The following is a 19,950-nucleotide window of genomic DNA, read 5'->3' as shown; positions in this document are numbered from 1 at the left end:
ACAGCGTGGCGCCGTCCTCCGACAGCGCAAGGCCGCCGATGCTCTCCTTGCCGGGCGCGTCGGTGAACCCGGCGTCCTTGATGAGGTTGGCCGTGTCGTGGGGCGTCACCGCGGCGCCCGGCACCTTCGCGAACAGGGTCGGCGCGCCACCGCCGTCGACCGGCACGGTGTCAGAAGTAAGGGTTCGTGTCATCCCGCCGACCTGGCTTTGCCCTACCGCACGTGTCAAGGGGGCACCTCTCGGCATGACCGGAACGTCGGGCTGGAACTGCCCCCTTGACGCGTGTGGTAGCCCGGAGGGGGTCGGTGGGATGACACGCACCCCGGACCCACAACCCAACCGGACTTCCCAACGGAACAAGAGCGAGACGGAACCGGGGGATGTCATCCTGCTGATCTGCCCGTCCGGCGAGGACGCTCTTGATCTTTCAAGCTTTTCAACGCTCTTCAAGGCACTTCAAGGCACTTCAAGGCACTTCAAGGCACTTCAAGGCACTTCAAGCTCCACACCCATCACCCCGGAACCCGCATCGCCCACTGCTGATTGGACTGGCCGCTGCACGTCCACAGCACCAGCTTGGTGCCGTTCCCAGTACCGAAGTTGTACGCGTCCAAGCACAACCCCGACAGCACGTTGGTGATCGTGCCGTTGGCGTTCACGTTCCACTGCTGGTTGGTATCACCGTGGCAGTCCCACGTCACCACCTGGGTGCCGTTGGTCGTACCCCGGCCATAGGCATCCAGGCACTTGGTACCCAGAACCACCAACTGCCGAGCCGAGTTGTGCGTCCACGACTGGTTGGGCCGGCCGTGGCAGTCCCACAGCTGCAGCTGCGCACCGTTCGCAGTCGTCGACCCCGGCACGTCCAGGCAACGGCCCGAGGCCACGCCGACGACCTGCCTGCCCGACGAGGTGACCGGGTCCCCGATGCTCCCGGGCACGGCGCGCAGCGCGGCGTACCAGGTCGCGGCCATCTTGTCGTAGCCGGTGGCGGTGGGGTGGATGCCGTCGATCAGGTCGGCCGTGGTCAGGGCGGAGTGCATGTCCACCAAGCGCACCCGCTTGCCCGCGTTGACCTTGCCCTGCACGATGCCGGGGATCGCGGCGTTGTAGGTCCTGGCCGCGGCTGCCTGACCGGAGTTGGCGAGCGGGATGATGGTCGCGACGAACACGTCGGCGTTCGGCGCGGTCGTGGTGATGCGGTCGACCAGGGCCGACAGGCGGGCGGGTGCGTTGGCCACGTTGTAGTTCTGCAGGATGTCGTTGGTGCCGATGTGCAGCAGCACCGTGCGCGGGTTCGTGTTGCGCAGCCAGGTGACGACGTTCGCGTCGATCTGGTCGATGCGCCAACCCGGGTGGCCCTGGTGGTCGTGGTCCCCGAGCGAGGCCGGACCGTTGAACTGGGAACCGACGAAGTCCACCCGGTAATCACCCGCCCCGAACCGCTGCCACAGCCCGATCCGGTAACCACCGGGCACCTGCGTCCCCTCGGTGATGGAGTCGCCCAGCGGCATGACCCGGACACCGCCGTTGGACTCGGCGGCGGCGGGGGTGGCCGTCAGCAGCGCGGCGGTGACGAGGGCCGCGGCGCAGGCGGCGAGCTGTCGGAGGCGTGGTCGCATGTGTTCTCCAGGGAGTTCGAACCGAGGTTCCGGACGGGTCGGCCACCGCGGCCGGGCTCAGGCGCGCACGCTCCACTGCTGGTTCGTGCCGCCGTGGCACGACCAGAGGTGGATCAGGGTGCCGTTGGCGGTCCCGTTGCCGCTGGCGTCCAGGCACAGCCCGGACTGCACGCCGGTGATGCTGCCGTTGGCGTTGAGGTTCCACTGCTGGTTCGTCTGGCCGTTGCAGTCCCAGATGATCGCCGCGGTGCCGTTGGTGGTGCCACGGCCGCTGGCGTCCAAGCACTTGCCGTTCACCATGAGCTGCTTGCCCGCGGTGTAGGTCCACCGCTGGTTGGCGCCGCCGTTGCAGTCCCACAACCGCGCCTGGGCACCGTTGGCGCTCCCGACGGCGACCTCGACGCAGCGACCCGACTGGGTGCCCACGAGCATGGCGTTCTGCGGGCCACTCGTACTGCCGCCGGGACTGGCGTTGGCCATCACGGCCTGCGCGCCGGACGGCCAGTTGCCACCGGTGACCGTGACGTTGCCGGACACCACGTTGCCGCGATCACCGTTGGTCACGTTGGTGCTGTTGTTGGTCGACCAGTTGTTGGTGACGGTCCAGTTGCCCATGTTCTCGCCGCCCCAGTAGTTGGCGGTGGCCCAGACCCCGGTGGACGAGAACACGTTGTTGGTCACCGTGTAGTACCGGGAGCCCTCGTCGAAGTAGACGCCGAAGTGGCCGTTGGTCCGCAGGCAGTGGTTCCCGCTGATCATCGCGTTCGGGTTCCACGCCAGGGTGTAGATGCACCCGCCGTCGTTCATCTGCTGCATGACGTCGTGGATGTAGTTGTTGATCAGCCGGTTGTTGGACGCGGTGGTCGGGGTCGTGTAACGCGGCTGGTAGTTGTACAGGCCGCGGTTGGCGTAGTGGTTGCTGCCGCCCGCGTCGTTGGCGCCCCAGCCGTAGCCGATCGACATGCCCGAGTACGGCATGTTGTAGACCTCGTTGTGCGCCACGGTGGCGGTGCTGACGTAGGTGTTGAGCACCGAGACGTTGCCCCGGTACTCGATGCCGAGGTCGTGGATGCGGTTGTGGCTGATGGTGATGTCGCGGTTGACCATCCGCTGGTCGCTCGGGTGGTGCGCGTCCGCGCGCACGCCGCCGACCACCACTCCCCCGGCCGAGCTGCGGGCGATCTCGGACCGGGTGACCGTGATGTCGGCGGCGCCCAAGCCGACCCCGCTGGCGTGGGCGTTGGCGTCGTTGCCGATGCCGATCGCGGTCTGGCCCAGGTTCACGAACTGCGACTCGCTGAACGTGATGTTGTTCGCGGCGGACACCTGCACGGCCGCGGGCATCTGCGACCAGTGCGGTCGGACGGCCTCGAACTGGGCGCACCCGTTCTGGCACGACGTGATCCGGTCGGCGGGCCAGTTCCAGTTGCCCGCCATGTAGGCGCCGGTCTGCTGGTCGGCGTACCCCTGGTTGCTGCTGGGGCCCAGCCAGCTCGTGCCGGTGAACGTGATCCCGCTGAACGAGATGTGGTGCGCGGGCGCGTCGTAAGTGCCCCCGACGTTCACCAACGACTGCAGCACCGGCAACTCCACGCTCACGGTGCTCATGTTCTGCCCCGCCAACGGGATGTAGGACAACGCACCCGTCCCCGGGTTGAGGTACCACTCCCCCGGCGAGTCCAGGAACTCGTAGGCGTTGGCCAGGTAGAAGGGGCCGGCCCGGTGCGGCTGGCTGAGCGTGTCGTAGCCGAACGTGTTGTTGTTCCACGCGGGCTGCTGCATCGTGAGGAAGTTCCCGCTGATGCTCTGCACCGGCGAGTACCGGTCGGTGAACGAGTTGACGCTCTCCACCTCGACCCGGTTCTGGTTGGCCAGGTTGTTCAGGTAGCCCAGCGCGGAGTTCGAGAACCTCATGCCGGTACTGGTGAACGTGAAGTCGGCCCGGTTCACCTGCGTCCGCGCCCGGGTCGCGACCGCGCCGTTGACGTACAGCTGCCGGGAGTCGATTCCGGTGGGCACGTTCGCGCGCCAGATGTTGCGACCCGCGTCCACGAGCGACCAGCCGGTGACGGCACGGGCGCCGCTGATCGCGGGACGCGCGGACGGCGCCGCCTGCCACAGCACCCGGTAGCCGTTCGTGCCGGAGTCCGCCGCGGTCAGCCGCAAGGGCTCGGCGAGCCGGTACACGCCGTCCGCCAACTGGACGACGATGTCACCGGACATGGCACCGACCTGCGACCGCACCGCCGCCTGCGCGGCGGACAGCGAACACGGCTGTGCGGCGGAACAACTCGTGCCGGTACCGGAAGGCGACGCGTAGAGGGTCGTGGTGGCGGCGTGCGCGGGCGGCGCGACGGCCACCACCGCCGCCAGCACCGCGGCAGCGGCGCCGACCGACAGCGGCCTTCGCACCGCGGAGGACGAGGACGCGAACAAGGGGGCCTCCTGGCATTTGCGGCGGCCGGCCCGCAACGGGCTCGGCACAGGGTCGGAACGTGCTCTTCACGAACGGGCGATCAGGACGGCAGTGGGTCCAGGTGATCGGGGGTGACGGCGTCCCGCACCTCCGGCAGCAGCCGCTGCCCGGCGCGTTCCGGCCGGATGTGGGGGCCGTCGGCGGTCGGCGCGGCGGGCCGGAACCGGGACGCCGTGATCGCCTCCTCATCGACCCGCAGGCCCAGCCCCGGGCTGTCACCCAGCACGAACGCACCGTCCTCGATGCGGAGGTCGATCGCGACACCGGACGGCGGCCGCAGTTCCTGCAGCTCGCTGACCAGGTGGTTCGGCACCGAGGTCGCCGCGTGCAGCAACCCGATCGGGGTGTTGCCGATGGGGCTGACGGGCAGGTCGTGCGCGTGCGCGAGGGCCGCGACCCGCAGGAAGTGGGTCACGCCCCAGCCCGCACCGGCCTGCACGACGTCGACCGCGCCCGCCGCGAGCAGCGGGCGGTACTGCTCGAGCCCGGTGAGGTTCTCCCCGCTGGCGACCGACGCCCGGACCCCTCGGCTGACGGCCGCGTGCCCTTCGGCGTCCCACCGCCGGACCGGTTCCTCGACCCAGATCAGGTCCAGCGTCCGCTCCAGCTCGCCGACGTGGCGGACGGCCTGCTTGCGGGTCAGGGCCTCGTTGACGTCGAGCATCAGCCCCGGCCGGGCGCCACGTCCGGCGGCGGTGAGCACGTCGCGCACCAGGATCAGGCGGTCCCGGTCCCGCTCCACGTCGAGCCCTCCCTTGATCTTCGCCGCACGCAGCCCGCGCGCGGCGTAGGTCTCGTACGCCGCCACGAGCTCGTCGTCGCCCAGCCCGATGTCCAGGCCGGAGGCGTACGCGGGCACGCGGCGGTCGCGCCCGCCGAGCAGCCGCCACAGCGGCTCACCGGCGGCCTGCGCCTTGATGTCCCACAACGCGGTGTCGAGGGCGCCGATGGTGCCGAACACCGCGCCCGCGTGGCCCGCCTTGAACACCCGGCGCAGCATCCGGTCGTAGAGGGCGGTGACCCCACGCGGGTCCTCGCCGTCGAGGGCGGCGAACACCGACTCGATCTCGACGTGCGGCCCGAGCCCGACCCCGGTGATCCCCACGTCGGTCTCCACCACGACGATCGGGATCCGGACCACGCCGTCGGCGAAGACGCCGTTGGCGTCGCCGACCGGCCTGCCCCAGTCCTGGACGGTGGTGAGGGTCCGATAACCGGTGATGCGCATATCAGCCCTTCGTGGCTCCGGCGCTGACGCCGTCGGCGATCCGGCGCTGCAGGAACAGGTAGACGACGAGGACGGGCACCGCGGCGATCAGCACACCGGACGCGAAGACGGGGATGTCGTCGGAGTACTGGCCCCGCAGCGAGGTCACCCCGACCATGAGCGTGCGGTGTTGCGCCGACGGCATCACGAGCAGGGAGATGAGCACGTCGTTCCAGCAGAACAGGGCGTTGAGGACGCCGACCGAGATCAGCGCGGGCACGCCCATCGGCAGCATGATCCGCCAGTAGACGCCGAACGCCGTGTTCCCGTCGATCCTGGCCGCGTCGACCACCTCGGCGGGCACCGTCGAGTAGTAGCCGGTCATCAGGAACACGGTGAACGGCAGGAACTGCGCCACGTACGCGAGGACCAGCCCGGGGTAGGTGTCCACCAGGCCGGTGTCGGCCAGGACCCGGGTGAGCGGGACCATGATCACCTGGAACGGGATGAACAACGCGGCCAGGAAACCCAGGTACAGCGCCGACGAGCCGCGGAACCGCAGGCGGGCCAGCGCGAACCCGGCCATCGACCCGAACAGCAGCAGCAACGCCACCGAGCACGTCACCACGACCGCCGAGTTCAGGAAGTACCGGGACATGCCGACGGTCGTCCACGCCGACGCGATGTTCTCCCACCGCAACGAATCCGTCAGGGAGAACCGGTCGAGCACGTACTCTCGCCGGCTCTTCATGGCGACGTTGGCGGTGAACACCAAGGGGTAGACCGTCGCCAGCGCGAGCGCGGCCATCGGGACCGCGACGACCCACCTCGTCCACCGCCCGCCGGCCATCAGGCCTCCCTGCCCGCACGCCGCAGCACGCCGATCTGGGCCAGCCCCACCAGCAGCATGATCAGGAACAGCGCCGTGGAGGCCGCGGACGCGAGCGCGGGCTGGTTGAACTGCCCCTGCTGGACCCAGATGTAGTACTCGGGCAGGTAGGTGGACGCCTCCGGCCCACCACCGGTCATCACGAACAGCAGGCCGAACATCGAGGTCAACAGGCCGATCATGGTGGTGACGAAGACGAACTGGATCGTGCGGGTCAGCCTCGGCACGATCACGTGCCGGATGGCCTGCGGCAGGGACGCGCCGTCCACCCGGGCCGCGTCCAGCAGCGACGGGTCGAGGGCGGCGAAACCGGCCAGGAACACGACCAGCGCCATGCCGAACGTCGCCCAGACGTGCACCCCGGCGACCGCGAAGATCGCCACGTCGGGATCGCCCAGCCAGTCCACCGGCCCGAGGCCGACCACCCCGAGGACTTCGTTGAACGGTCCGTCGTAGGCCAGCAGCAGGTTGAAGATCGCGCCCACGATGACCGGGGAGAGCACCGCCGGGAAGAAGTAGACGGCCCGGTACACCCGGTGCCCGGGCGTGCGCAGGTAGATGAACGTGGCGAGCAGCCCCGGGATCGCCACGGCGACCGGGAGCAGCAGCACCAGCAAGCCGACGTTGCGCAACGCGGTGCGGAACAGCGGGTCGCCGAACAGCGTCACGTAGTTGTCCAGCCCGACCGCCGTGCCGTTGCGGTCGCCGTCACCGGTGAAGGAGAAGTTGATCCCGAGCACCAGCGGCCACAGGCGCAGCCCGACGACGATCAGCACGGCGGGCGCGACCAGGACGAACGGTGCCAGCGACTCGGTCCGCGACCCGCGACGGCGGGCCACCGCGCCGGACGCCCGCGGCTGCCTGGTCGGCGCGGGGCGGACGGGGGCCGGTGCGGCTCCGGGCGGCACGGGGTCAGCCCGCCTCGTCGGAGGCGGCCAACTGCGCCACGGCCTCGTCCACGGTGACCGAACCGCTGAGCAGCTGCTGCGAGAGGCGCCCCATCAGGTCGACCGTCTTGCTGGGCAGCGCCACGTGCAGCGCGGGCTTGCCGGTCTCGAGCCCCGAGGAGATCGCGGTGACGGCCGGACCGCCGGCGGAGACGTCGATGGTGGTGTCGGACGCGATCGCACCCGCGTCCGCGTGGAAGGCCCGCAACGCCTCGGTCGACGTCAACGACCGCACCAGGTCCGCGGCCACCTCCGGGTCACGCGTCCACTTGGCGACCCCGTAGCCGATGCCGCCGTCGTAGGGCAGGCTCGGCGTCGCCCCGGGGACGACCACCGGCGCCGCCATGACGCCGACGTCGTCGGGGTCGAGGAACTCGGCGAAGTCCTTCCAGTGCCCGATGTCGGACATCAGGCCGATGACGTGCGCCGCCTTGCCGGACTGGAAGACCGCGAACGCGTCGTTGAACATCGCGGTCGAGTTGACCCCGTCGTTGTTCAGCCCGGCAGCCTCGACCTGGCGCCACAGCTCGAAGATCCGCTTCACGCCCGGCGAGGTCCAGTCCCGCTCGCCGGCGATCCACCGGTCGTACTCGTCGGGCGCCAGCACCGCCGATCCCGTGGCGGACAGGAAGAACTGGATGCCGATGCCTTCCTTGTTGCCCACGGCGAAGCACTTCTCGCCCGTCCTGTCGGCGATCACGCCGCAGTCCTCGACGAACTCGTCCCACGTCCCGGCGGGTGCGTCGGGGTCCAGCCCTGCCTCCTCGTACAGCGCTTTGTTGTAGTACCAGGGATGTCCTTGCAGCGTCACGGGTGACGCGTAGGTCTTGCCGTCGTGCGCGAACGCGTCCCACCCGGCCAGCCGCTGCCGGTCCGCCGCGACGTAGGTGTCCAGCGGGAGCAGCGAATCGACCCGGTCGCGCAGCTGACCGCCACCGTTGAACAGGATGACGTCGGGGCCCTTGCCCGCCTGGATCGCCGCGCCGAGCAGCGTGTAGTACTGGTCGAACGGTTGCGCGACGAACTCGACCTCGACACCGGGGTGGCTCTTGGCGAAGTCGGCCTTCGCCTTGTCCAGGTAGGCCGCCGCGCTGGGATCGCCGGATTTCCAGTCCCAGACCACGAGTTTGTCGCCCGAACCGCCGGGTGGGGAACCGGACACCCCCGCGCTGCCACAGCCGGCGCTCAACGCCAACCCGAGGACCAGGACGGCCGACCACAGTGTGCGCTGCCTCATCGCTGCTCACTTCTTCAGACGGCGACCGGGTGATCCACCCGCTCGGCGTGGTTGCGCCGGCGAAACCACCTCGCAGCATACTGATCCGAGGCCCTGCTGGGAATGATGAGTCGTACTTACTGCGGTCGCCCGTGCCAAGTCCGAGCTTCCTCTTGACGCAGTAGCAACAGAAGAGCTGTGATGGGGAGCGAGGACCGCCATCCCGATGAGTCCGACTCATCGAGGCGGTACCCAGCTCGCCGGACCGAGGCCCCAGAGCCGACGGGAGGTCGACGTTGCGCACACGACGGGTCACGTTGGCCGATGTCGCGAAGGTGGTCGGCGTCTCGCAGACCACCGTGTCCCTGGTGCTGTCGGGGCGCGGCCCGGACCTGCGGATCTCCGAGGCGGTGCAGCGGCGGGTCCGCGAAGCCGCGATCGAGATGGAGTACCGCCGCAACCGGGCCTCGTTCGGGCACCGCGGGGCGGGGACGCGGACGATCGCCTTCGTGTCCGATTCGGTCACCGGCTCACGGCTGGCCGGCGACCTGGTCGCGGGTGCGCACGGCGCGGCCCGCAGGCACGGCGTGACGTTGCTGTCCGGTGAGACCGAGGGCGACGCGGGCCTGGAGCGCACGTTGATCGAGGCGATGCACGGCTACCCGGTCGACGGCATCGTGCTGGCCTGCGCGCACACCCGGACGATCAGCGTGCCGTCCGGGCTCACCGCCGGGCCCGCGGTGCTGCTCAACGCGGTGTCCCGGGAACCGTCCCCGCTGCTGTCCGTCTTACCGGACGAAGTCCAGGGTGGCCGCGCCGCCGCACGCCTGCTCCTCGACGCGGGTCACCGTGAGGGGATCCACGTCATCGGAGCCGACGCGGACGGGCACGACGTCCCGCCGGGCCGGTCCGCGGTGGTCGACCGGCTCACCGGTATCCGCCGGGAGCTGGGCGAGGTGGGTGTCGAGGTGGAGAGCGGCCGGCCGTGCCGGTGGTGGCTGCCGGAGCACGGCTTCGACGCGACGCGCGACCTGCTCGGCACGGCACGCCCCCGCGCGTTGATCTGCCTGGACGACCGGCTCGCGTTCGGCGCTTACCAGGCCTTGCAGGACGCCGGCCTCAGCGTGCCGCACGACGTTTCCGTGGTCTCGTTCGACGACCACCCGGTGGCCGCCTGGCTACGGCCCGGTCTCACCACCATCGCCCTGCCGCACCACGAACTCGGCGCGAAGGCCGTGGACCTGCTCATCGCCGAGCACGACTCGGGTCGGTCCGAGCGGGGCCGGCGCCACTACGTCCCGATGCCCGTGCGCGACCGGGATTCCGTCGCACCACCCCGATAACCGCCATCGCTTCGCACAGGCTGATCATCACCGGGAAGCCCGGGGTTCCCACCCGATGTAGCGGACGGGAACCCCGGGCGAACAGCGCCGGGTGCGGTCAGAACTGCGAGATGAACCTCCAGGCCTCACCCTTGGTCCAGGTCCGGACACCGCTCTCGGCGTACGTGCCGTCCACCGGTCCGGGCATGTGGCCGTTGTCGAACGCCGCCCACTGCACCGGGTAACCCGCCCGGCACGAGTACGTCGTGGTCACGTGGGTCATGCTGCCCGGCGCGGGCTCACGCGGGCTCTGCGCCGCGCAACCGTTGTTCGCCACGAACCGATCCCGCAGCGACCGTCCCATCGAGATGTTGAGCACGTTGTCCGAGATGCCGTGCAGGCCGAAGTACGCGATCGGCTGGCTCCCGCCCGAACACCCGCTCAGCTGCGCCCCGGCGTACACCACCACCGCGCGGAACACGGTCGCCCGTGCGCACGCGAGCGCGTAGCTCATGCCACCGCCGTAGCTGAAGCCCATCGCGAAGCGCAGCTTCGGGTCGACGCACAGGTCGGCTTCGATCCGCCGGATCATGTCGTCCACGAACGTGACGTCCTCGCCGCCGGAGTTCGCCCACCCGTTGCCCAGGCCCTGCGGCGCCACCAGGATCGCGCTGTTGTTCGACTGCTCCTGCATCCCGTAGTACGACCACGCGGTGCCGCTGGTACCGCCGGACGACACGTCGTTCATGGTGCCGCCGCGCCAGTGGAACCCGAAGATCAGCCGGTACGGCCGGGTGTTGCTGTACCCGTCGGGCACGCGCAGGATGAAGCTGCGGCTCTTGCCGCCGCTCTGGATCGTGTGCGTGCCGCTGCGCAGGGTCGGCGTCTTGCCGCAGCCGGTGCCGCCGCCGGGGTCGCCGCCCACCTTGGCCAACGCCCACTGCTGGTTGTTCCCGCCGGTGTCGGAGTACTGGACGATGGCGGCGTTGTCCGCGGTGGACGCGCCCTGCACCTCCACCGCTTTGTTGCTGTGGCGGGCGATCAGCCGCACGTGGCCGCCGTCGGAGTCGGCCAGCCGGAACTGCTGGTTGGTGCCGCCGTGGTCGGTCCACTGCTGGATCGCGGCACCGTCGGCGGTCGACGAGCCGGGCACGTCGAGGACCTTGCCGGAGTGGCGTGACCGGATCCGGTAGTAGCCACCGCCGGAGTCCACGAACTGCCACTGCTGGTTGGCCGCGTCGTGGCGCGTCCACTGGGTGACCCGCGCGCCGTCGTTGGTCGCGGAACCCGCCAGGTCGAGCGCCTTGCCGCTGTGGCGGTTGACCAGGACGTACCACGCGGTCGGGTCGACCGTCGCCGCGGCGGCGGGCACCGCGCTGACCGCAGTGACGGCACCGGCCGCGAGGACCACGGCCGCCACCGCCGCCGTCACCGGTCGTCGCCCTCGGGTCTGGGTGGAGGCGGAGGCCTCACCGCTGGTTGTCATCGAGCACTCCTTCGGTTCAAGGCAGGGTCCACCGCTGGTTGGTGCCGCCGTGGCAGGTCCAGAGGATCAACTGCGTGCCGTCGGCGGAACTGCCGCCGTTGGCGTCCAGGCACTTGCCCGACTGCGGGTTCACCAGCGAGCCGTTCGCGCCCGCGGTCCAGTTCTGGCTGCCACCGCCGCGGCACGTCCACAGCCGCACGGTCGCGCCGTTGGCGGTACCGGCCGCGTCCAGGCACTTGTCCAACGCCCTCACCGTCGACCCGCTCACCGTCCAGCGCTGGTTCGCGCCGCCGTTGCACGTCCACAGCTGCACCTTCGTGCCGTCCGCCGTGCCGCCGCCGTTGACGTCCACGCACTTGCCCGAGGCGCCGATGATCGGTCCGGTGCGCGGGGTCGTGCCGCCGAGTTCCTTGATCCGGACGTGGCGGAACGACACGTCGTCGCCGTCGCCGTGGTTCTGCAGGCCGATGTGCCCGGAGGTCAACGACCGGGCCGGGTCGGTGTTGGTGAAGTCGTTGACCTGCACGCCGTTGAGGAACACCCGCAGGCGCTCGCCCTCGACCAGCAGCTCGAAGGTGTTCCACTCGCCGGGCGGGTTGAGCGCGGCGTCACGGGCCGCCTGGTCGGCGGCCTTCACCCCGTACACCGCGCCGGTGGTCTTGTCCGCGGTGTCGGTGGCGTCGATCTGCACCTCGTGACCGTTGGCCATCGCGGAGTTCGGGTCGGAGCTCGGCGGGAAGCCGACGAAGACGCCGGAGTTGTCGTCGCCCGCCGCCCGCCAGTCCAACTTGAGCGAGTACGAGCGGTACTCGCGCGCGCTGTGCCAGAGCAGGCCGAGACCGCCGAACGAGGTCAGCGTGCCGTCGCTGTTGGTGAAGCCGCCCGGTCCGGCCTGCGACCAGCCGGTCGTGGCACCGTTGTACAGCGCGGTGTAGCCGGTCTCGGGTCGGCAGTCGGCCTTGGTGCGGTTGGCCGCGTACCGGATGCCGCCGAGGATCAGGGCGCGGAACCCGGGCTCGGCGTAGCTGGCCTGCGTGTGGCCGCTGCCGGTGTAGAAGGAGCGTCCGCCCTGGACCGCCTTGCACCAGGTGTGCGGGTGGTCGGCGCCCATCGAGCCGCCGCTGTAGGTCGACTCGTCCAAGGTGGCCAGGACGCGGGCGGTGGAGCGGACGTTGCCGCGGAAGTTGTACCACTCGTCGGTCCTGGTCCACGCCGGGGCGAGGTGCGCGGTGGCCGCGTGCGCCCGGTTCTCCACCCGGACCGTGGCCTGCTGGATGGCCGGGTGCGAGGTGAAGTACGTGCCGACCAGCTCGCCGTAGAACGGCCAGTCGTACTCGGTGTCGGACGCCGAGTGCACGCCGACGTAACCTCCCCCGCCGCGGACGTAGGACTCGAACGCCGTCTGCTGGGTCGCGTTGAGCACGTCACCGGTGGTGTTGAGGAAGACCACGGCTTCGTACCGGGCCAGGTTGGCGGTGGTGAAGTGGGCGGAGTCCTCGGTCGTGGTGACCGTGAAGCTGTTGGCCGCGCCCAGGTCCCGGACCAGCTGGATGCCCGCCGGGATCGCGTCGTGGCGGAAGCCCGCGGTCTTGGAGAACACCAGCACGTCGTACGGCACGTCGGCGGCGACGGCCGGTGGAGCGGGGTTGAGCGCGGCGACGGTGATCGCGGCCGCGGCCAGGCCGATCACGCGTCGGGTCGGTGAGCGTCTCATCGTTCGCCGTCCTCGCGGTTGGTCAGGGCAGGGTCCACCGTTGGTTGGCGCCGCCGTGGCAGCTCCAGATGATCAACTGCGTGCCGTCGGCGGAACTCCCGCCGTTGGCGTCCAGGCACTTGCCCGACTGGGGGTTCACCAGCGACCCGTTGGCACCGGCGGCCCAGTTCTGCCCGGCGCCGCCGTGGCACGTCCACAGCCGCACCAGGGCGCCGTCGCCGGTACCGGCCGCGTCCAGGCACTTGTCCAACGCCCTCACCGTCGACCCGCTCACCGTCCAGCGCTGGTTCGCGCCGCTGTTGCACGTCCACAGCTGGACTTTCGTGCCGTCCGCCGTGGCGCCGGCGTTGACGTCCACGCACTTGCCCGACGAGCCGGTGATCGGTCCGGTCCGGGTGCCCGTGGACGTGCCGAACGTGTACGCGTCGACGTCGAAGAGGGTGCCCGTGCCGCCGGCGAAGGTGAGGTAGAGCGTGACGGTGCCGGTCGGCACGTTCGCCAGGGTGGTGGACACGTCGGTGAAGGTGTCCCACCCGCCGGTCACCGGCACGGTCACGGTGCCGAGCACCGGCCCGGTCGGCGACCCGGTCCGCACGGACAGCGTGCCACCGGCGCCGGCTGAGGACACCCTCGCGGTGAACTGGTTGGCCCCGCCGAGCGCGTAGGGCGTGAACGCGATCCAGTCGCCGTTCTGGATGTCGCCGACGGTCCGGCCGCCCTCGGCGGTCGCCTTGTCGTAGAGACCGGTGCCGGACTGCGTCGAGTAGTGCTCGGCCTGGCGGTGCCGCAGCTGCAGCACGTGCTGCGTGTGCGTGGTCACCGGCGGCTGGCCGTTCGCGCCGAGGTCGGTGTACTCGGCGTCGAACACCGCGAACAGGTTCGCCGCCGTGTCGTGCTCGCCGTCGACCGGGATCTGCATGGTCCCCGAGCACCCGGTGCGCGTGCTGATCGGGTGGCCGTGGCTGTCGTGGCCCAGCACGTAGCTCAGCTTCACCCGGGTGCAGTCGATCGTGCCGTCCTCGCGGTCGGACACCGTGATCGTGTACGGCACGGTGTCGCCGAAGCTGAACAGGGCGCCGTTGGTCGGGCTGCCCAGCGTCACGACGGGTGCGGTGTTGCCGACCGAGATCGACACGCCGGCCGAGCCCGACCGGCCACCGGGGTCGGTCACGGTGAGCGTCGCGGAGTACTGGCCGTTGGCGGTGTAGGTGTGGCTGGGGTTGGCCGCCGTGGAGGTGGTGCCGTCACCGAAGTTCCACGAGTAGGTCAACGCGCCGCCCTCGGGGTCGGAGGAGCCCGCGGACGAGAAGTTCACCGTCAGCGGTGCGCTGCCGGAGGTGCGGTCGGCCGCGGCACGGGCGGTCGGCGCCTTGTTCCCGGCGGGGTTGTACTCGATGCGGTAGAGGGCGGAACTGGCGTCACCGCTGCCCCAGCCGGTGCCGTAGTCCAGCACGTAGAGGGCGCCGTCCGGGCCGAACGTGGCGTCCATGACCTGCGTGCCGCGCCACGGGAAGTCGTTGACCTGCCCGGCCGAGCCGTCGGCGTTGACGTCGATGGTCTTGATCCAGCGCCGGCCGAACTCGGTGGCGAACACGTGCCCGTCCAGCGACGCCGGGAACTTCACCGACGACGGGTTGGCCGCGTCGTACCGGTACACCGGCGCGGCCATCGGCGACTCCGAACCGCAGCCGAACGCCGCGAACGAGCAGTTGTCGTACTTGATCCACGCCGACTTGGCGGCGGGCAGGGTGGACAGGCCCGTGTTGCGCGGCGAGTTGTTGACCGGCGCGGCGCAGTTGAACCGGCTGCCGGACGGCCCGGACGGGAACGTGTAGTCCACGTACGCCTCGGCGGTGGTGTTCGAGCCGACGCAGTAGGGCCAGCCGTAGTTGCCCGCCGAGGTGATCCGGTTGAACTCCACCAGCCCGGCGGGGCCGCGGGTGTTGCTGCTCGTGCCCGCGTCCGGCCCGTACTCGCCGAGGTAGATGGCGCCGGTCGGCTTGTCCACGTTGAAGCGGAACGGGTTGCGCAGGCCCATCGCGTAGATCTCCGGCCGGGTGTTCGCGGTGCCGACCGGGAACAGGTTGCCGGGCGGGATCGAGTACGAGCCGTCGGCGTTCACCTTGATCCGCAGGACCTTGCCGCGCAGGTCGTTCGTGTTGCCCGCGCTGCGCTGCGCGTCGTAGGCGGGGTTGCGGTTGGTCCGCTCGTCGATCGGGGTGTAGCCGGCCGAGTCGAACGGGTTCGAGTCGTCACCGGTGGACAGGTACAGGTTGCCCGCCGCGTCGAAGTCGATGTCACCGCCGACGTGGCAGCACATGCCCCGGTCGGTCGCCACCTCCAGCACGGTCACCTGGCTGGCGAAGTTCAGGGTGAAGTCGGCGTTCAGGGTGAACCGGGTCAGCCGGTTGACCCCCTTCCACGCCGAGAAGTCCGTGCCGGTGGCCGGTGCGTCGCCGCCGGGGGTGGACAGCGGTGGTGCGTAGAACAGGTAGATGTGCCGGTTCGTGGCGAAGCCGGGGTCCGCCCCGATGCCTTGCAGGCCTTCCTCGTCGTGGGTGTAGACCGGCACGGTGCCGATGACGCTCGTGACGCCTTCGGCCGTGGTGCGGCGTACCGTGCCGTTGCGCGAGGTGTGCAGCACCGAGCGGTCCGGCAGCACGGCGAGCGTCATCGGTTCGCCCATCTCGGCGACCCCGCGCGCGAGTTCGACCTGCTGGAAGTCGGCCGGGTTGACCGCGTGCGCGGCGGCGGGCGGCGAGGAGCCCACCACCGTCGCGACCACGCCGGCGGCCACGAGGAGGGCCGCGCTCGACACGGTTCCGATCTTGTCCTTTGTGGACTTCCTGCCGGTCCTGATCCGCCCGACGGCAAATAAGTATCGTCGCATCGAAGAGTCTCCTCGTCATCGTCGACGGGCGGACCGGAAAGGCGCGCGACACCGGCGCCTGCTCGGCACCGTAGCCATCGGCGATGTGGAGCGTCAACGTTCGGCGGTGCTAAAAGTGTTAGCGCTAACTAGATGGCGGACAGCTCATTGTCCGACACAGCAATGGCGTCACGCGTCGAATCCGGGTTCGATGAGGTCAGCGCGGTGCTAAAGATGTTAGCGCTCACATTGAGCTGGTCCGGGTGGTTGACGGCCAGGATCACCCCTGGCTACGTTGCCCGCAGGCTCCGGCCGCGAGGTTCCGCCCACCACACCGCCGGCGCGTGGACGACCGTCCCCTTTGGAGGGTGCTTCGATGACGGACATGCCACGAAGGCGACTGATGAAGCTCGGTGCGGTGGGCGTCGGGGCCGCGCTCGCACCGGTCGGCTGGACGGCGACGGCCCGTGCGCAGTCGGCCGCGCCGCCGGAAGTCCGCGCGGTCGGCGACCTGGCGCTGTGGTACGACGAGCAGGCCGGGACGGACTGGCTGCGCGCGTTGCCGGTCGGCAACGGCCGCCTCGGCGCCATGGTCTTCGGCAACGTCGACGCGGAGCGGTTGCAGCTCAACGAGGACACGGTCTGGGCGGGCGGGCCGCACGACTACACCAACACCCGCGGTGCGGCCGCCCTGCCGGAGATCAGACGGCTGGTGTTCGCCAACCAGTGGGCGCAGGCGCAGAGCCTGGTCGACCAGGCCATGCTGGGCAACCCGGCGGGCCAGCTCGCCTACCAGCCCGTCGGCGACCTCCGGCTCACCTTCCCCGCTCCGGGCACGGTCACCGGCTACCAGCGGTGGCTCGACCTGACCACCGCGACGACGGTGGTGACCTACACGGCGAACAACGTGCGGTACCGGCGCGAGGTGATCGCCAGCGCACCGGACCAGGTGATCGCCGTGCGCCTCACGGCCGAGACGCCGGGTTCGATCTCGTTCACCGCGTCGTTCGGCACGCCGCAGCGCGCCACGGCGTCCAGCCCCGACGGCACGACGATCGGGCTGGACGGCCGGTCGGGCGACCAGCGGGGCATCGCGGGTTCCGTCCGGTTCCTCGCGCTGGCCAAGGCCGTCGCCGAGGGCGGGACCACCAGCAGCTCCGGCGGCACGTTGCGGGTCTCCAACGCCACCAGCGTGACGTTGCTGATCTCGATCGGCACCAGCTACGTCGACTACCGCAACGTGAGCGGCGACTACCAGGGCATCGCCCGGGGACGCCTCAGCGGTGCCCAAGGCCTGGCGTACGACGTGCTGCGCGGCCGGCACGTGGCCGACTACCAGCGGCTGTTCGGACGCGTCACCCTCGACCTCGGCCGCACCGCCGCGGCGGACCAGCCGACCGACGTGCGGATCACGCGGCACAACAGCACCGTCGACCCGCAGTTCTCCGCCCTGCTCTTCCAGTACGGCCGCTACCTGCTGATCTCGTCGTCACGGCCCGGTACCCAGCCGGCCAACCTGCAGGGCATCTGGAACGACCAGATGGCACCGTCGTGGGACTCGAAGTACACGCTCAACGCCAACCTGCCGATGAACTACTGGCCGACCGACTCGACCAACCTGTCCGAGTGCCACGAGCCGGTGTTCCGCATGATCGAGGACCTGACCGTGACCGGTGCCCGCACCGCGCGGGCGCAGTACAACGCCGGTGGCTGGGTCACCCACCACAACACCGACGGGTGGCGGGGCTCCTCGGTGGTCGACGGCGCGGTGTGGGGCATGTGGCAGACCGGCGGCGCGTGGCTGGCCACCATGATCTGGGACCACTACCTGTTCACCGGCGACGTCGCGTTCCTGCGGTCCTACTACCCCGCGATGAAGGGCGCCGCCCAGTTCTTCCTCGACACGCTGGTCGAGGAACCGACGCTGAAGTGGCTGGTCACGAACCCCTCCAACTCGCCGGAACTGCCGCACCACCCGAACGCCAGCGTGTGCGCGGGTCCGACGATGGACATGCAGATCCTGCGCGACCTGTTCGAGGGCTGCGCCCGCGCCTCGGAGGTGCTGGGGGTGGACACCGACTTCCGGACGCGGGTCCGTGCGACGGCTCAACGGCTCGCGCCGACGCGGGTCGGCTCCCGCGGCAACATCATGGAGTGGCTGCACGACTGGGTGGAGACCGAGCCGAACCACCGGCACGTCTCCCACCTGTACGGCCTGCACCCGAGCAACCAGATCACCAAGCGCGGCACGCCTCAGCTGTTCGAGGCCGCCCGCCGCACCCTCCAGCTGCGCGGCGACGACGGTACCGGCTGGTCGCTGGCCTGGAAGATCAACTACTGGGCGCGGCTGGAGGAGGGCGGCCGGGCGCACGACCTGATCCGCTCCCTGGTGACACCGGCGAGGCTCGCGCCCAACATGTTCGACCTGCACCCGCCGTTCCAGATCGACGGCAACTTCGGCGCCACGTCCGGTATCGCCGAGATGCTGCTGCACAGCCACAACGGCGAGCTGCACGTGCTGCCCGCGTTGCCGTCCGCCTGGTCGACCGGGAGGGTGGTCGGGCTGCGCGGCCGGGGCGGGTACACGGTGGGTGCCGCGTGGAGCGGCGGCTGGGCGACCGAGCTGTCCGTCACCCCTGATCGCGACGGGGTCGTGAAGGTGCGCGGCCGGGTGTTCACGGGGGCGTTCGAACTGCGTGACGAAACCGGTGGCGCCGTGGTCCAGCCGGAGCGGGTCGAGCCCGACCTGGTCCGGTTCGTCGGGCAGGCCGGCCACACCTACCGCGTGACGCCCCAGGGACGGCCGCCGCTGGTCGAGCCGGGCGTGCACTACCGCCTCGTGGCGCAGCACAGCGGCAAGCGGGCCGACGTCACCGGCGCGTCGACGTCCGCCGGCGCCGTCCTGGTCCAGTGGTCGGCCACGACGGGCCAGAACCAGCAGTTCGACTTCCTGCCCTCCGGCGACCACTACCGGGTCCGGGCACGGCACAGCGGCCTGGTGCTCCAGGTCGCGGGCACCGCCAGTGGTGCCGACATCACCCAGCAGCGCGATGCCGGCACCCCGAACCAGCTGTGGCGGCTGATCGACCACGGCGGGGGCGTGATCAGCCTGGTCAACCAGCAGAGCGGGCTCGCGATGGACGTCTGGTCGGCGGCCACGACCGACGGTGCCCGCATCTCGCAGTGGACGCCCACCGGCAGCTCCAACCAGCGCTTCCAGCTCCAGCGCGTCTGACGCACATCGAGGAGGTACCGCCCACTGCACCCCCGCGATGAGTAGTACTCATCCCCACCACCGCGCTCCGGCGGTCGACCGGTCGGATGTAAGCTGTCCGGACGGTGTTGAGCCGTCGTCTTCAGGCGACCCGTCACGAAGGAGCGGCGTTGACGGATGGCGCACTCGCGCCCGGCGACCCGACCGGCGCGTCCCCCGGGCAGCCGGACACCACCCGTGCGACCGGTCCCTACCGCCCGGGCTACGAGCTGGTGGCGGAGCAGATCCTGCAGCTCATCGCCGAGTTGGAGCTGAGGCCGGGCGACCGGATGCCGACCGAGAACGAGCTGGCCGCGCGGATGGGCACCAGCCGGACGGTGGTCCGGGAGGCCGTCAAGATCCTCTCCGCGATCGGGCGGGTGCGCGCGCACAAGGGCCGCGGGCTCTACGTGGCCGACGACGAGGGCATGCTCGGCTCGTCCCGGTGGGGCGGGTTCTTCCTGCCGACCGACCTCGACCACGTCTACATGCTCTTCGAGTTCCGCCGCGTGCAGGAGACCGCGGCCAGCCGGCTGGCCGCGATCCACGCGACCCCGGCCGAACTGCGCGCCATCGGCGACGCGGCCGAGACCTGCCGGCAGGGCCACGTGACCGGGCAGGTCGCGCTGTTCGACCAGGGCGACGACGACTTCCACCTCGCCGTCGCCGCGGCGTCGCACAACCAGTTCCTGGTCGCCGCGGTGCGCGAGGCCCGCCGCCTGCAACGCCAGTCCAGCACCATCGGCCTGCACGGCACCATCGGCGGGCACGCGGCGGAGGCGGTCGAGGAGCACCTGGCGATCTACCGCGCGATCCGCGACGGCGACCCGGAAGCCGCCGCGGACGCCGCGGGCGTCCACATCGACAACACCCTGCAGGACTACCGCAGCGAGATCCAGCGCCGCGTCTTCGGCTGACCGGGACGGTCCCGGGCGGCGCCGCCGTGTC

At 70.6% G+C, this 19,950-nt stretch carries 12 protein-coding genes and 1 pseudogene; 3 read left to right on the top strand and 10 right to left on the bottom strand.

Annotation, left to right across the window (positions count from 1 at the left end):
- Nucleotides 1–513: 513 nt before the first annotated feature.
- The 6 genes from A6A25_RS10655 to A6A25_RS10630 form a co-directional block, all read right to left on the bottom strand.
- Nucleotides 514–1,623 (bottom strand): ricin-type beta-trefoil lectin domain protein, encoded by a 1,110-nt coding sequence (locus tag A6A25_RS10655; RefSeq protein ID WP_073888109.1) that lies wholly within the window; start codon nucleotides 1,621–1,623, stop codon nucleotides 514–516.
- Nucleotides 1,624–1,680: 57 nt separating this feature from the next.
- Nucleotides 1,681–4,059: an RICIN domain-containing protein gene (locus tag A6A25_RS45375; RefSeq protein ID WP_083668223.1), complete on the bottom strand. Its 2,379-nt coding sequence runs from the start codon at nucleotides 4,057–4,059 to the stop codon at nucleotides 1,681–1,683.
- A gap of 80 nt (nucleotides 4,060–4,139) precedes the next feature.
- Nucleotides 4,140–5,327: a mandelate racemase/muconate lactonizing enzyme family protein gene (locus A6A25_RS10645; protein ID WP_073888108.1), complete on the bottom strand. Its 1,188-nt coding sequence runs from the start codon at nucleotides 5,325–5,327 to the stop codon at nucleotides 4,140–4,142.
- Nucleotide 5,328: 1 nt separating this feature from the next.
- Complete coding sequence (locus A6A25_RS10640; RefSeq protein WP_073888107.1) at nucleotides 5,329–6,156, bottom strand: carbohydrate ABC transporter permease; 828 nt, start codon at nucleotides 6,154–6,156, stop codon at nucleotides 5,329–5,331.
- Nucleotides 6,156–7,103 carry a carbohydrate ABC transporter permease gene (locus tag A6A25_RS10635; RefSeq protein WP_083668222.1) on the bottom strand — a complete coding sequence of 316 codons (948 nt, stop codon included), beginning with the start codon at nucleotides 7,101–7,103 and terminating at the stop codon, nucleotides 6,156–6,158. The genes A6A25_RS10640 and A6A25_RS10635 overlap by 1 nt, the downstream gene beginning before the upstream one ends.
- Nucleotides 7,104–7,107: 4 nt before the next feature.
- On the bottom strand, nucleotides 7,108–8,379 hold the full coding sequence (locus tag A6A25_RS10630) for an ABC transporter substrate-binding protein (RefSeq protein ID WP_073888106.1): 1,272 nt from the start codon (nucleotides 8,377–8,379) through the stop codon (nucleotides 7,108–7,110).
- A gap of 275 nt (nucleotides 8,380–8,654) precedes the next feature.
- On the opposite strand from A6A25_RS10630, the gene A6A25_RS10625 reads away from it, so the two are divergent.
- Nucleotides 8,655–9,701: a LacI family DNA-binding transcriptional regulator gene (locus A6A25_RS10625; protein ID WP_073888105.1), complete on the top strand. Its 1,047-nt coding sequence runs from the start codon at nucleotides 8,655–8,657 to the stop codon at nucleotides 9,699–9,701.
- Nucleotides 9,702–9,801: 100 nt separating this feature from the next.
- Here A6A25_RS10625 and A6A25_RS10620 read toward each other — a convergent pair.
- The 4 genes and pseudogenes from A6A25_RS10620 to A6A25_RS46265 form a co-directional block, all read right to left on the bottom strand.
- Nucleotides 9,802–11,052: pseudogene (locus A6A25_RS10620) on the bottom strand (RICIN domain-containing protein); the annotation flags it as partial.
- 130 nt (nucleotides 11,053–11,182) lie between these two features.
- Nucleotides 11,183–12,880, bottom strand: a complete 1,698-nt coding sequence (locus A6A25_RS10615; RefSeq protein WP_073888103.1) for a ThuA domain-containing protein — start codon at nucleotides 12,878–12,880, stop codon at nucleotides 11,183–11,185.
- Nucleotides 12,881–12,902: 22 nt separating this feature from the next.
- Nucleotides 12,903–15,698: a PQQ-dependent sugar dehydrogenase gene (locus tag A6A25_RS10610; protein WP_198932642.1), complete on the bottom strand. Its 2,796-nt coding sequence runs from the start codon at nucleotides 15,696–15,698 to the stop codon at nucleotides 12,903–12,905.
- A 200-nt stretch (nucleotides 15,699–15,898) separates the two neighbouring features.
- Nucleotides 15,899–16,033 (bottom strand): hypothetical protein, encoded by a 135-nt coding sequence (locus A6A25_RS46265; protein ID WP_274534301.1) that lies wholly within the window; start codon nucleotides 16,031–16,033, stop codon nucleotides 15,899–15,901.
- A gap of 101 nt (nucleotides 16,034–16,134) precedes the next feature.
- Between A6A25_RS46265 and A6A25_RS10605 the strand changes: the two genes are divergently transcribed.
- Both A6A25_RS10605 and A6A25_RS10600 read left to right on the top strand, forming a co-directional pair.
- Entirely contained in the window at nucleotides 16,135–18,984 is a 2,850-nt protein-coding gene (locus A6A25_RS10605; protein ID WP_241828582.1) for a glycosyl hydrolase family 95 catalytic domain-containing protein, read from the top strand.
- 149 nt (nucleotides 18,985–19,133) lie between these two features.
- Complete coding sequence (locus A6A25_RS10600; protein WP_241828581.1) at nucleotides 19,134–19,919, top strand: FadR/GntR family transcriptional regulator; 786 nt, start codon at nucleotides 19,134–19,136, stop codon at nucleotides 19,917–19,919.
- The last annotated feature ends 31 nt before the right edge of the window (nucleotides 19,920–19,950 follow it).

Origin of the sequence: Saccharothrix sp. CB00851 (assembly GCF_001905065.1) — a bacterium.
In the GTDB taxonomy this organism is placed as follows: Bacteria; Actinomycetota; Actinomycetes; order Mycobacteriales; family Pseudonocardiaceae; genus Actinosynnema.
Note: the sequence above shows the minus strand (reverse complement) of the source record. Positions and strands in the feature narration are given on the sequence as shown.